General features: G+C 64.2%; 9 protein-coding genes. 7 read left to right on the top strand and 2 right to left on the bottom strand.

Annotated elements, in window-relative coordinates:
- Window positions 1-46 precede the first annotated feature (46 nt).
- Entirely contained in the window at window positions 47-1,924 is a 1,878-nt protein-coding gene (locus C8C98_RS07675) for a radical SAM protein (RefSeq protein WP_121453775.1), read from the top strand.
- 141 nt (window positions 1,925-2,065) lie between these two features.
- On the opposite strand, the gene C8C98_RS07680 is transcribed toward C8C98_RS07675, so the two are convergent.
- Window positions 2,066-3,148: an ankyrin repeat domain-containing protein gene (locus C8C98_RS07680; RefSeq protein WP_121453776.1), complete on the bottom strand. Its 1,083-nt coding sequence runs from the start codon at window positions 3,146-3,148 to the stop codon at window positions 2,066-2,068.
- Window positions 3,149-4,639: 1,491 nt separating this feature from the next.
- Between C8C98_RS07680 and dinG the strand changes: the two genes are divergently transcribed.
- The 3 genes from dinG (at window position 4,640) to C8C98_RS07695 (ending at window position 7,745) form a co-directional block, all read left to right on the top strand.
- Window positions 4,640-6,802, top strand: a complete 2,163-nt coding sequence (gene dinG, locus C8C98_RS07685; RefSeq protein WP_121453777.1) for an ATP-dependent DNA helicase DinG — start codon at window positions 4,640-4,642, stop codon at window positions 6,800-6,802.
- Window positions 6,803-6,871: 69 nt separating this feature from the next.
- Window positions 6,872-7,231: a zinc ribbon domain-containing protein YjdM gene (locus tag C8C98_RS07690; protein ID WP_121453778.1), complete on the top strand. Its 360-nt coding sequence runs from the start codon at window positions 6,872-6,874 to the stop codon at window positions 7,229-7,231.
- A gap of 7 nt (window positions 7,232-7,238) precedes the next feature.
- Complete coding sequence (locus tag C8C98_RS07695; RefSeq protein ID WP_199726567.1) at window positions 7,239-7,745, top strand: macro domain-containing protein; 507 nt, start codon at window positions 7,239-7,241, stop codon at window positions 7,743-7,745.
- 34 nt (window positions 7,746-7,779) lie between these two features.
- Here the strand turns inward: C8C98_RS07695 and C8C98_RS07700 are convergent, their stop codons facing one another.
- Window positions 7,780-8,811: a M28 family peptidase gene (locus C8C98_RS07700; protein WP_199726568.1), complete on the bottom strand. Its 1,032-nt coding sequence runs from the start codon at window positions 8,809-8,811 to the stop codon at window positions 7,780-7,782.
- A gap of 119 nt (window positions 8,812-8,930) precedes the next feature.
- On the opposite strand from C8C98_RS07700, the gene C8C98_RS07705 reads away from it, so the two are divergent.
- From C8C98_RS07705 to C8C98_RS07715, 3 genes are all read left to right on the top strand, one after another.
- On the top strand, window positions 8,931-9,329 hold the full coding sequence (locus C8C98_RS07705) for a hypothetical protein (protein WP_121453779.1): 399 nt from the start codon (window positions 8,931-8,933) through the stop codon (window positions 9,327-9,329).
- A gap of 59 nt (window positions 9,330-9,388) precedes the next feature.
- Entirely contained in the window at window positions 9,389-10,069 is a 681-nt protein-coding gene (locus tag C8C98_RS07710; protein ID WP_121453780.1) for a PolC-type DNA polymerase III, read from the top strand.
- Window positions 10,070-10,240: 171 nt separating this feature from the next.
- Window positions 10,241-14,188 carry a WG repeat-containing protein gene (locus tag C8C98_RS07715; protein ID WP_121453781.1) on the top strand — a complete coding sequence of 1,316 codons (3,948 nt, stop codon included), beginning with the start codon at window positions 10,241-10,243 and terminating at the stop codon, window positions 14,186-14,188.
- Window positions 14,189-14,438 lie beyond the last annotated feature (250 nt).

Here is a 14,438-nt window from a genome sequence, read left to right on the forward strand (position 1 = left end):
TTTAGCCAACGTCCCCAGCCAGCGCGTCCTCTCCGTCATCCCCCCGATGACGCAGCTGAACACGCCTTATCCCTCCACTGCCTACCTCACCGGCTTTCTGCGCTCGCGGGGGGTCACGGCGTTCCAGGAAGACCTGGCACTGGCGCTGGTGCTGCGCTTGCTCTCGCCTGAAGGGCTGCGCGCCGTGGCCGCCAAGGTGGATGCGCTGCCCGCCAAGAAGCAAAGCCCTGCCGTGCAAAGCTTTGCGGCGCAGAAGGATCGCTACCTTGCCACCATCGGCCCCGCCATTGCCTTTTTGCAGGGGCGCGACAGCACGCTGGCGCACCGCATTGCGGGCCGCCACTACCTGCCCGAGGGGCCACGCTTTGCCACGCTGGATGTGTACGTGGACGACGACGGCGGCGACCCGCTGGGCTGGGCCTTTGGCGCTTTAGGCCTGACCGACAAGGCCAAGCACCTGGCCACGCTGTACCTGAACGATCTGGCCGATGTGCTGCGCGACGCGGTGGACGAACGCTTTGAGTTTGTGCGTTATGCCGAATCATTGGCGGGCAGCCAGCCCACGTTTGACCCACTGGCCGATGCGCTGGCCAAAGCCCAGGTCTCGCCCACGCTGGTGGACGAGCTGCTGGAGCAGCTCACGCACGAGGCCATCGCACAGCACCGGCCCGATGTGGTGCTGCTGTCGGTGCCGTTCCCCGGCTCGGTGTATGCGGCGTTTCGCATTGCGCAGGCCATCAAGGCGCGGCACCCGCACATCGCCACGGTGCTGGGCGGCGGCTTTGTGAACACCGAGCTGCGCGAGCTGGCCGACCCGCGCGTGTTCGACCACTTTGACTACGTGACCCTGGACGCAGGCGAGCGCCCGCTGCTGGCCCTGCTGGAACACCTGCGCGGCGAGCGGGGGCGCCAGCGGCTGGTGCGCACCTTTGTGCGGGGCGATGGCGGGGCCGTGCAGTACATCAACATGATGGAAGCCGACATCGCCTTTGCCGAGGTGGGCACCCCCACCTGGGACGGCCTGCCGCTGGACCGCTACCTGTCGCTGCTGGACATGCTCAACCCCATGCACCGGCTGTGGAGCGATGGGCGCTGGAACAAGCTGACGGTGGCGCACGGCTGCTACTGGAAGAAGTGCAGCTTTTGCGATGTGAGCCTGGACTACATCAGCCGCTACGAGGGCGCGAGTGCCGAGGTGCTGGCCGACCGCATCGAGCAAATCGTGCGCGAGACGGGGCAGACGGGTTTTCACTTTGTGGACGAGGCCGCGCCGCCCAAGGCGCTCAAAGCGCTGGCCACCGAGCTGATTGCGCGCAACGCGGGCATCAGCTGGTGGGGCAATGTGCGGTTTGAAAAAACCTTCACGCCCGATCTGGCCGAGCTGCTGGCCGACAGCGGCTGCATTGCGATCTCCGGCGGGCTCGAAGTGGCTTCGGACCGGCTGCTGCAGCTCATGAAAAAAGGTGTGTCGGTGGACCAGGTGGCCCGGGTGACCAAGGCGTTCAGCGATGCAGGCATTTTGGTGCATGCGTACCTGATGTACGGCTTTCCCACCCAGACGGTGCAGGACACGGTGGACGCGCTCGAATACGTGCGCCAGCTGTTTGCCAACGGCTGCATTCAAAGCGGGTTCTTTCACCGCTTTGCCTGCACGGTGCATTCACCCGTGGGCAAGAACCCCGAGGAATACGGCGTGACACTGGCGCCGCTGCCGCCGGGCGACTTTGCCAAGAACGATGTGGCCTTCATCGACCCCACGGGCGTAGACCACGACGCGCTGGGCAGCGCGCTCAAAAAGGCCATCTACAACTACATGCACGGCATCGGGTTGGAAGAAGACGTGCGCAGCTGGTTCCCCTTCAAGGTGCCCAAAACAACGGTGCGGCGTGACCGCATTGAGCGGGCCTTGAGAAGCTCCCCCTGAGTCGCTTCGCGCCTTCCCCCGGAGGGGGACACCCCCAGCGCGGTGGGGCGGCGCGGCCGGATCAGGCCTTTGCGCGGGGGGACTGGCTTGGGCCACGCCCGGGTTCGCACGACACCCTGCAAAAAGGGCCCTTCGTCAGCCTCAGGTTGCTGCACCCATGTAGGCCAGCAGGGCGTCAAAGTCCGCCCGGTCCTTGGGCGTCTTGTGCATCGGCTCAAAGCCTTTGTGCAGCAGCCCCACCAGGTGGTCGCGCCGCTGCACCAGGTCTGCCTGGTGCACAGGGTCTTGCACCAGCAGCTCAAAGATAGCCCGCTTTTCCAGCAGGTGGCCACTGTGGTTGTCGTGGAAATACCCCGCGTTCAAATCCAGCAAGTTGCACATCTTGGGCATGCCCGTGGTCTTGGCCCCCTGGGCCAGCAGCGACTGCACGGCTTTGGACTGGTGGTAGTAGATGGCAATCTCTATGGGGTAACTGTGCTCTGAAACACCAGCGTTGCGCACGTTCGGATCGGCACCGTGCTGCAGCAGCAGATCCACAATTTTGGGCGCTGAAAAGCGGCAGGCTTCATACAGGTTGGGATAGCCCTTGTGCGGCAGGTTGGGGTCGGCGCCATGCAGCAGCAGCAGTTGCACGATCTTGGCGTTCTTCTTGGTCACCGCCCGGTTCAGGCACGAGGTGCCAGAGGGCAGCTTGCTGTTGGGATCGGCCCCCTTTTCGAGCAAGGCCTGCACAGTGGCTGCGTTCTTGGAGAGGCCTATGGCCACCGTCAGCGCATAGCTGGGGTCGTTCTCTGCACGGTCAGTTGCAGCAATGGTGCGGCCCACGCGCCCCAGTTGCGCCACGGGGGCCAGCGTCTTCATCAGGGCCACCACGTCGGCAGGCGGCTTCTTCTTGCCATGCACAAAGCCGTATTCCATGGTGCGCGCAATCTCGTCATCGCGCAGGTCGGCATGCAGCGCGTGGCACACCCTAGACAACGGCCCAATGAACTCGTCCGCATGCGTAGAGCCCGAGGTGAAGGCCGCATCGATCACCAGGCCTGCACGCTCGCAATGGTCAAACCCCATGCCATCCGGCGGGTAGATGGCGACCTTGCGGCTGGCAAAAAAGGCCTTGATGGAGTCCTCCAGCGCCTCGCCAGATGGGGCGCTGAACGCTGCATAGAGCGCATCGGCATCGTCGGTGTGATGGCAAACCAAGGTGAATCGCGTCGTGTATTCCATGTTCCCTCATCGATGGGCAGGCACTTGCACGGGCTGGACTGTCGGGGAGCCTGCAGTGGCCATGATAGGAGCTCAGCGCCACGCAAACCCACGCGGGCTGCGCAGGCCATACCCGGCACGCGGTAGCCCAGGGAAAACCCACCGGTTTTTGTGATGGACGGTGTCTTCATCAAAAGAGGGATACCGCCACGCTGATTTGCGGGTTGATCCGCAAAGCGGCTTTATGGATTTTCAAAGAATGTGCTTAAGGTGAGCCCACCATTTGAAGATTCCATAAAATGGATTTTTCAAAATAACCAAACACATGAAGCAACTTATCGTAAATTCAGAATACCTAAAAATATCCAATACTAAATAAAAATCAGTGGATCCATTTTTTATTAGAAACAGTGACCCACAGGAAGATGGAACATCTGAGCCTGTATCGTCTAAACAGGGTCAATCCACAGCAGCCGCGCATCTCAACCCATTGCAAAGCGGATGCAACACACAGCGGGTCATCTTGACCCACTGGCAGAAAAGTAAAACGCCAGTGCTCACTCTCAAAAAAATCCTTACAAAATCATCGATCATCTTTTTTTGTGGATGATCGAATTGCGTGCCCAAGGTGAGGGGGTACACACGCGGGCCACGGCAGCCCACCATGCCCCCCTGGCCATGGATCTACCTCAAGCGGCGACCAAGCACCTGGCCGCAGAGGCCCAACCTTATCGCTTCACCCTCAACTCATTTCAAGCCGAGGTAAGGCGGTTTTTGAAAGCATCTAGGCAATCCATCGATTTTTTAATCTGTATTTTTGATTCATACAGATTTCATGAAATTTGGATATTTTGTGCATTTTTAATTATCCATAAGACGGCTAGTCTGATTTCATCAATAAAATACAAAACATCCACATAAAAATTAATTGACAGAACATGGATTTTTGTTAAGCAAAATCAATTACTTCGCAAAAAATGAAAAACTCGAAATTAACAAAAATGTGCTAAAAAAATCAAAATTCATCTAAAAAATGAATTAAGAAATTGAATTTTTCGACCATTTAGATTTTTGAAAAACAGTTTTTGATATTTTTTCCAGAACAGTTTTTAATAATTTTCACTAATCAACACAGGGGTTCAAAAGTAGCCAGAAGGGCTGTTTTTTGGCGATTGACGGCTGAATGGCCTCGGCCGGGCCTGCGGACTGACCCGAACAGGCCGATGGCCGTGCGCAGAAAACCCAACGGAGGAAAGCGTTGTTCCGCGAGCTACTTCTTTTTCGGGGTTTTGCGCTTTTTGGGGGGTAGGGCGCCTCCGCAAGCGCTTAGAGAAAGGGTTGCCATCGCCAATGAAGCAAAAAATGCCTCTAGCGCTTACGCTGAAAGCGCTAGCAGCTATAAAAAACATAGCAACAACCAAGGCACCTCCCATCCATCCAACGGCCTCAGCAACCGCCAAACAAGGCGGCCAGAGCGGCCATGCCACACTCTCGCTCTTACAGCAGGTGGTTATGTCTTCTACAGAGTGGGCCCAGGCGGCCCTGCAGTCGTTTGATGCGGTGGTGAACGCCACCGAAGGTTTTCGTGGCCGGCCCGGGCAGCGGCTGATGGCCGAGCAGGTGGCGCGCACGTTCAGCAGCGCCACGCTGGGCAAGGTGGATGAAGAAGGTGGCGAGGCCGCGCCCACGCGCTCCATTGCCGTTATCCAGGCGGGCACGGGTGTGGGCAAGTCGCTGGCGTACTGCGCGCCGGCCATTGCGCTGGCGCTGTCGCGCGGTACGCGGGTGTTGATCTCTACCGCCACGGTGGCGCTGCAGGAGCAGCTGGTCAACAAGGACCTGCCCGCGCTGGCCGCGCTGATGCCGCAGCCCTTCAAGTTTGCGCTGGCCAAGGGGCGCGGGCGCTATGTGTGCAAGCTCAAGCTCGACCGCCTGGCCGGCACGGGTGAGGCTGAGGAAGAAGGCGAAGACGACCTGTTTGCCGAGGAAGAAGCCGCCGCCCGCGCCAAGCGCCCCCGGCACGAGACCGAGGCGCGCATGCAGTTCTACTCGACCATGGCGCAGACGCTGTCGAAAGGCGCGTGGGATGGCGACCGCGACAGCCTGGACACGCCACCCGAGCCCGAGGTGTGGAGCCCCGTGGCGGCCGAAGGTGCATCGTGCACCGGCAAGCACTGCCCGGCCTTCAGCCAGTGCACTTATTACGACAAGCGCAAGGAGCTGGTGGGCGCGCAGGTCATCGTCGCTAACCACGATTTGCTGCTGTCGTCGCTGGGCGCACGCGTGCTGCCCGAGTTGGACAACTGCCTCTTGGTGCTGGACGAAGCCCACCACCTTCCCGCCACGGCGCTAGACCAGTTTGCTTGCAGCATGGATTTGTCGCGCATCACCTGGATCGAGCGCCTGTCGAGCCGGGGCCTGCGCATTGGTGCGCTGCTGGAGGTGGAGGAGATTGCCGACATCCCCAAACATTCGGCCCAATTGCGGCAGACGCTGCAAGACCTGGCGCGCATCGTGATGGACGTGTATGGCGCGCAGCTCAAAAGCCAGCCCAACGCCTGGGGCCCGGCGCGTGTGCGCGTGCCGCGTGGCGAGCTGCCTGAACAACTCATTGCCCCGCTGGGCCTGCTGGCCGCAAGTGCCGAGGGCTTTCTCGACGCCCTGCGCGCCATCAGCAAGGCGCTGCGCGCCGAGATGCGCGACAAGCCCGACGAGGCCAAGCGCCTGTCCACGCTGTACGCACAAATCGGCATGCTGGCCCCGCGCCTGGAAGAGCTGCACGCCACGGCGCAACTGCTGCTGCAGGATGCGCCCGAGGGCGCGGTACCGGCGGCCAAATGGTTCACGCTGGAGGTGGATGGCGACTTCATTGTGGTCAAGGCCCACGCCAGCCCCATCCTGCCCGGCACTACGCTGCGCAACCACCTGTGGAGTGCGGTGCGCGGTGCGGTGCTCACATCGGCCACGCTCACCAGCTGCGGGCACTTTGACTTCTTCTTGCGCGAGGCGGGCCTACATGGCGACGAGGCCGCAACCACACTCGAAGTGCCAAGCCCCTTCAACTACGCAGCGCAGGGCACGCTGATTGCTGCAGAGACGCATGCCGACCCAAAGAACGCCGCGCAGTTCACCGCCGAGATGGTGGACGCGCTGCTGCACGACATTGCCCGCGTGGAATACGGCGCGCTGGTGCTGTTCACCTCACGCGAGCAAATGCGCCAGGCCGTGGATGCGCTGCCCACCGCCATGCGCAGCGTGGTGCTGGTGCAAAACGCGCTGCCGCGCACGCAGCTGCTCAAGCGCCACCGTGAGCGCGTGGAGAACGGCGAGCCCTCGGTCATCTTCGGCATGCAGTCGTTTGGCGAGGGGCTGGATTTGCCCGGGCGCCTGTGCGAATCGGTCTTCATCACCAAGCTGCCCTTTGCCCCGCCCGACGACCCGGTGGGCGAGGCCCGCGCCGAATGGCTGCGCGCCGTGGGGCGCGACCCGTTCAGCGAGCTGGTAGTGCCCGCCACGGCCATCCGCCTCGCGCAATGGGTGGGCCGCGCCATCCGCACCGAAGACGACCAGGCCCATGTGTACTGCTACGACAAACGCCTGACGCGCACTAGCTATGGACAGCGGCTGCTTAAAGGCTTGCCACCGTTTGCGCTGGAGCAACGCGCGCCTCTTTGAGACTTTGAGAGCCGGGCTGCGACGCTGTACAGTCGCAGCCCTTTTCCCCAAACAACCAGAAAGAACCCCATGCCCAACACCGTGCCTGCCTGCCCCCAATGCGGCCTGGAGAACACCTACCCCGATGGCACCAACTACGTGTGCCCCGACTGCGCCCATGAATGGCCCCAGGTGGCCGACACCGCCGAATCCGATGCCAGCGACGCTGGCGACGGCGTGGTGCGCGACGCCAACGGCAACCCGCTGGCCGATGGCGACGCGGTGATCCTGGTAAAAGACCTCAAGGTCAAGGGCTCGTCGTCTTCGCTCAAAAAGGGCACCAAGATCAAGAGCATCCGCCTGGTCGACGGCGCAGACGGCCACAACGTGGACTGCAAGACCGACCTGGGCAGCATGTTGCTGAAGTCGGAGTTTTTGAAGAAGGCCTGAGCCCCAGATGACATACCCACCGCTTCAAGATGCTGCACCCCAGGTGCCCGTGGTACGGGTGGTGCAAGGCGACTTGCTGAGCCAGGATGTGGATGTCATCGTCAACGCCTGGAACCGCAACATCATCCCGTGGTGGTTGCTGGTGCCGCAAGGCGTTTCCGGGGCCATCAAGCGCCGGGCGGGGTATCAGCCTTTTCGTGAGTTGGCACGCCATGGCCCCATGCCGCTGGGCAGCGCCGTGCTCACCGCTGCGGGGCGCTTACCGTACCAGGGCATCATCCATGTGGCGGGTATCAGCATGTGGTGGGTGGCCTCGCAGCAGTCGATCCAGAAATCGGTGCAATCCGCCATGGCGGTGGTCCATCAACACCGCATCGCCTCTGTGGCATTTCCGGTGATTGGCGGCGGCACCGGCGGGGCACAAGCCGACCAGGCCTTGCAATGGATGCAAGAGGTCTTCAACACCACACCCACTCAGGCAGAGGTCAGGGTGGTGAGGTATTCACCGCAGTAAACAGCGCAGGGACCAAGATCGGCACGGGCACCTGCTATGGCGCTTGCCGGGCCAGTTCAGTCACCACGCGCTCCACGCCCGACACCACGCGCGCCAGGCGCTCGAAATCGACCTTGTCGGGAGTGTCTTGGCTGCTGTGGTAGTGCGGGTAGCGGTAGGGCGCCGTGTCCGTCACCATGAGTGCGGGGTAACCCGCGTCGATGTAGGCCGCATGGTCCGAATAGTCCACCCCAGGGATGAACCGGGGCGCCGCAATGCCCTCCGACGGAAAAGAGGTGTGCGAGCGAAACGAGCGCACCACTGTGCGCACCAGGCCCAGGTCGCCCGTGGCCCCCACAAAGGCGATGAAATGGCCCTCTGAGGGGTAGAGCAGGCTCAGAGGCCATGGGTACTTTTGCGAACCCGCTACGTCTGAGTAATAGCCCATGGTCTCCAGCGACAACATGGCGACCACGCGGGTGTTTTGTGCCGCCAGGGCTTTGGCATGGACCTGGCTCCCCATCAAAGGGGTTTTGAAATAGGGTGGCTCTTCGTTGGTGTAGAGCACAAACAGGATGTCGGCAGAGGTGTCCCCCTGATTGCGCAGGCTGCGGGCCAGCTCCAGCACAGCCGCAGTGCCCGTGGCGTTGTCATTGGCGCCAGGGGTGTGGTGGGCAGAGTCGTAATGCGCGCCCACCACCACGGTGCGCTGGCCTGGGGCCGTGCGGCTGGGCAACAGGGCCTGCAGGTTGCGCACCGGCTTGCCCGCCACGGTGTATTCCTGCCGCTCGACCCCATAGCCCATGGCAGCGAGTTGCTGCTCCAAATACGTGGCCACTGATTCCAACGCCGCAGGGTTGCGCAAGTTGTGCTCTTGCTGGGCGACGGTGGATACATGGGCGCGCAAGCGGTCGGCCAGCGCTGATTCCTGCGGCGTCAGGGCGGGCAATGCGCCCCGGTGGGAGTGCAGCGGCATGGTGGTCATCACCAGCACGGCACAGGCCACCACAGCCAACACGCCCACCACTGCGGCGCCAATGCGCAGCACACTTTGCACAAGACGGACCACAAACGGGTGAACTCGCATGGAAAATCGGAGGTTTATTGGGAAGAAAGACGACAGGCCGCGTTGGCGGTGCCGAAGCCAGGCTGCCACCGGACACAGCCCGATCCCGCGATTCTCTGCGAAAGACCGTCAGCCAACCTATGTCGACCCACGCCCAACCCCAACGCCGCAGGTACGCACGCCACGCAGCGCAGGTGGCGTTGGCCTGGGGCGCCATCGTGCTCTCGTGCCATGCCGTAGGCGGCACGGGCGAATACCCGCTGCCCTCGCCCACCGCAGGTGAGGTACTGGTCTACCGCTCTTGTGGCTGTGGCGATGCGTGCTGGGTGGCCGAGGTGCGCGATGCGCGTAAACGCACCGTGAAGGCCCGGCTGCGCTGCGACTGTGAGCAACTGCACGCCAGCGTGGCGCCGGGCCTGAAAGAGGCCTTGCATGCCGAGCGCTGCGATGCCATCTACGCCGAAGGCGACGGCACCGACAAGGCCGACAAGCCCACCGCGATTGCCCGTGCACTTCGGCAGCTGCTGGGCCGCCGCTGAACGGCGATACTGCCAAAGCACCGCAACGCCTGCAGCCCTCCCCGCGTCACACAGCTCCCATGCTTCCCATCGCCGTCATCGACTTTGAAACCACCGGTATGTCGCCCGGCCAGGGCGCGCGTGCCACCGAGGTGGCCATCGTTTTGTTGGAAAGCGGAAAAGTGGTGGACCGCTTCCAAAGCCTGATGAAGACGGGGGCATGGATACCGCCCTTCATCACCGAGCTGACGGGCATCACCAACGCCATGGTGCAGGAGGCACCGGAGGCCGCCAGCGTGATGCGCGATGCGGCACGGTTTGTGGGCGATGCGCCCATGGTGGCGCACAACGCGTCGTTCGACAGCAAGTTCTGGCAGGCCGAGCTGGCCCTGGCCGACACGCCCGCACCGCAGCCCTTTGCCTGCACCGTGCTGCTGTCGCGCCGCCTGTACCCCCAGGCGCCCACCCACAAGCTGGGGCCGCTGGTGCAGCACCTGGGCCTGCCGCGCGCGCAGCGGGCCCACAGGGCACTGGCCGATGCGGAGATGGCCGCGGCACTGCTGGCGCGCATGCAGCACGACCTGGCCACCCAATGGCAGGTGCCAGCGGCCGACTTTGCGCTGCTGCAGGGCCTGCAGCGCTGCGCCCTCAAAGCCCTGCCGCAATGGCTGCAGCGGCAGGCCAAGGCAATGCCCCCAACCGCCCCCACCACCACAGCGGCGCAAGCATCCCCGCAGCAAATGTGCTTGCTATTTAATTAATAGCTGCCAGCGCTTGATGAGCAAGCGCTAGAGGCACTTTTTTATCCAATCCAAAAATCACTGGGTGCAGGGCAAAAGTCTGGGCTTGTCGGGTTCATGCCTACGGGTGCAAATGGTTACCACGGGGGGCGGGGGGCATGGCTACGATGCCGCCCGGAGGAGCACAACCCAATGACACTCAATGCACCGGCAACGCCATGGCTGGCCAAGGTACCGCTGGGGGCGGAAGGGCAGGCACACGCGCTGCTCATCGTGCACGCCGACCGGGCCATTGCACCCACACCGGCGCTGCGCCAGGTGGTGGAGTTTGAGGACAACGGGCAGGGCGGTTTCATCAGCGCAGCGCAGGCCCTGGATGGCCGCTGGGGTTACATCGATGCGCAGGGCCAGTGGCTGATTGCGCCCACGCTGGACAACGCGCGCGGCTTTTCTGACGACGGCCTGGCCCGCTTTTGCCGCGACGGACGCTGGGGCTACATCGACCTGCTGGCGCAAGAGGCAATCGCTGCGCAATTTGAAGACGCGCGCCCCCTGCGCAACGGGCTGGCCGCCGTGAAGACGGGGCAACACTGCTGGCGCATCATCGACCGCCAAGGTCGGTTCACTTGCGAATCTACCTTCCACCAACTGGACAACTTTGGCGCCGTGGGCCTGGCACTGGCCGAGCAGTGGGACCCACGCAGCAACCAGCGCCTGCGCGGCTATGTGGACCACCAGGGGCGGTGGGTGATTGCCGCCCGCTTTGCGCAGGCCCGTGCCTTTGACGACCATGCCGTGACGGCGGCCTCGGTGGACGGAGAGACCTGGGGGTTGATCGACGCCGAAGGGGCATGGGTGCTCAAGCCCTACTACCCGTGCATCGAGGCCTTCAACAGCGAAGGGCTGGCCTACTACGACGAGCCGGACAGCTGGGACAACGGCCACGGTTACCTGAACACGCGGGGCAAGGTGGTGGTCAAAGGCGGGCGCCACCTCAGCCGCCACATGGCCTGCGCGGTGGTGGCGGACAGCTATGACGGCACGCGCTTTCTGGACGCCCACGGCAAGCTGCTGCAGGGCCCCGCGCTGAGCTACGCCAGCGACTTCCGCGCCGAAACCGAATGCGCCGTGGCGCGGCTTGCCACCCCAGCCCACCGCCCAGACCCCACCACCAGCGCCTGGGGGCTACTGCACACCAGTGGGCGCTGGGTGCCCGCAGCGCCAGGCCTTCTGGAGCCTCTGACCGACGGTAACGGCTGGATACCCAACACCCTGCCCGACACACCGCTGGTGCCGTTCTTGACCACCGACGGCCACCTGGCTTGGATGGACAAGGAGGGCCAAGTGGTATGGCGCGCCAAGTACGAATCAGGGCAGGTATCGCTGCGCGACACGCAGGGCCACACGCTGTGGAGCAGTGGCCCCTTGCCGAACTTGCCGCACTGCAGCGCACCCCGCCCGTTTTTCCATCGGTCTGCCAGCGACCACCTGGAGCAGATCGCCTGCATTGACGATGTGGCCGACTACGCCCAAACCCTGGCCGCCGAAGCCGAAGAAAGGCTGCACCACCTGGCCCAAGGCCTGCCAACGCAGCCCCTCACCGACGCATCCGAAGCCGATGAAGAGGAGGGGGCCGATGACGACGATGACCCCCAAGCCGCCAACCAGCGCCACACCGTGGTCGTGCGCCGCGTGGCGCGCGCCTACCTGAGCGAAGAGCACAACGGCCCCTACGCCTTCATGGGCGAAGGGCTGGCCCAGGCCGTGGAGCAGCTGCGCCAAGCGCTGCACTCTCGCCTGCAAGCCCATTGGGGCCACGCCGACCCTGACCCGGAACATGCCGCCCCCTGGCACCACAGTGGCGCCACCATGGCCGCCTGGAACCTGCCGCTGCACCAACCCCTGGTGGCAGACACGCCGGACAAGCTGGTGTGCGTGCCCGAGGCCAACACCCTGTGGCTCAGCCTCTACCCCCAGGCCGACACGGGCGATGGCGATGCCTGGTGGGAGCTGTGGCTGATGGTGGCACCGAGCGTGGACGCACTGCAAGCCGCACAACACGCACGCGATGCACGACGGCCCATGGCTGCACACAGCCCTGGCGTGCCGAACCCCTGTTTGCCCGACGCTGAAGAAACACTGACAGCCAACAATCCACCCACCACGCGCGAGGCTTGGCGGTTGGCCGTGGAACAGGACCCCAGCGCCATCGGCCAAATGCCTGCAGTTTGGCTGGACGATGCCCTGGTCGACACGGCTTTGGCCGCAGCGGCCCAAGTGCTGGGCGATATCCCCCCCGCCTGGCATACGCCCGAACGGCTACACGCCCTGGTGAGCCAGGGCCTGGCCCAGGCGCGTGAGATTCCGCCACACTGCATGACGCGGGACGCGCTGCTGCTGGCCCGCGAGCGGTATGCCGGAGACCCCGACTGGGACTGGCACGACCAGCGCTGCAGCCAAGTCCCCCCACTCGCCCCCAACCGGTGGGACCACAACAGCCTGTACGACCTCTGGGGCTGCCTGCTGACCCCTGCTTTGGCACTGCACGCCGTGCAATGCGGTGCACCGCTGCGCACTGTGCCGCACTGGCTGCGCACCGATGCGCTGGAGCATGCCGCGCTGCAGGCCGACATCTACAACATCAGCTACATCGCTGCGGACAAGGTCACCCCCGCACTGGCGCAGCGCGCTGTGCTGCACGACTACGGCCGCCTGATCACCCACGTACCCCAGGCGCTGATCACGCCCGCGCTGTGCCTGGCATCGGCCCGCGCCAATGGCCTCACGCTGCAAGACATCCCCGAGCCCCTGCGCAGCGCCGAGGTGTGCGTGGCAGCGCTGGAGGACCGGAACGACGTGTTCCACCACGTTCCCCCACACCTGGCTGCGGACGTGACCACCCGGCTGATCGACAACGACCTGGCCCGTGCCCGCCAGAAGGGCGAGCCCCGCCATGGCAGCCACTGGCACGTGCAGCGGGCCTGGGCCCACCTGTGGAGCCGCCAAGCCGCACTGGCGCTGCAAGACGCGCTGCAGGGCTTGCCACACGCCCGCTACCCACAACACGCGCACTACGTACTGGCCAGCGCCTACCGGGCACTGGGACACACCCGGCAGGCGGCGCTGGAGGCATCGACCGTGCTCTCGCTGCAATCGCCCTACACCGCCGAATGGGACGCACACGAAGACACCACCTGGCTGGCCCCGCTGGCGCGCGAACACATGCGGGCGGCGGACGAGGCCACGCTGGTGCAGCAGCTGCAAAGCCACCCCCGCACATTGGCCGATGTGCCCCGTGCGCGCATCACCCATGCCATGGTGGATGCTGCGCTGCGGGCCGACGAGGGTGCCGTGTGCTTTGTACCCAAGCGGCTGATGACGCCCGCACGCTACGCCGCTGCGCTGCGCCAGGGCGTGAAAACTTGGGAACAGATTCCGGCCCCCATGCTGAGCGAAGAGGCCTGCGCCGACCATGTGCGCGAGGCGGGATGGCGGCTGCCCGATGTGCCCACGCCATGGCGCACCGTGGCGGTGTGTGCCGTGGCCATGCAGGCCAGTGCCAGCGCGCTGCAGCATGTGCCCGCACGCTTGCAGCCCCAGGCGCTGCAAGCGGCGCAGGCCCTGGCCGTTCAGACCGTCAGCGACAGCCAGGAGCAGGGCGCCATCGCCCAACGGCTGGCAGAACAACTGGCTGTGCAATGGCAAGCCCTGCAGCGCACACCCGGCATGCCGTGGATGCAGCGCGCCCGCAGGCAAGGGGGCTGGGTGGCGCTGCTGGCATGCAGCCTCATGACACCGTCCTCCCAAGCGCCCACGCAGGGTGGCTTGGTGGGATGGATGCAGCAGCGCCCCGTGCTGGCCTTGCTGCTGCACCTGTTGGGCGGGGCCTGCGCCATGGTGGGACATGCCTTCGTGTCGGTGGGTGCATGGCGGGCCGAGGGCGCCTATGCCGGGCTGGCCAGCTTCACGCTGCTGGGGTTTTCTGAACTGTATTGGGCCTGGCGCTTTGTGTGGACCGAGCCCGCACGCCCCCTGCTGGGCACCACTGCAGCCCTCGTCGCCGCCTACGTGCTGTGCTGGTGGCCGCTGTACCGCAAGGCAGGGCAAGCGCTGGCCCAGCCGCGCCCAGACCGCACCTGACCCCAGGCACGGTGGAGGGCAGGCTGAGCAGGTGGTTTGGAGCCTGTGCTAACATTTTGGCTCTTATGCAACGCAGCCTGCCCCTGTCCACCCTATCGCTAAGCCTACTAGTGCTCGGCCGGGGTCTGCCTGCGTTCGCCTCTCCTGTTGCCACTTCGCGCAACACCTGACTTCCCCCTGACCCCGGCCCACAAACCAGCCTTTGCACACGCAAAGGGCTGCAGGGGATGTCGTCCGTTCGTTGACCTTT

The organism is Acidovorax sp. 106 (assembly GCF_003663825.1).
Taxonomy (GTDB): Bacteria; Pseudomonadota; Gammaproteobacteria; order Burkholderiales; family Burkholderiaceae_C; genus Acidovorax.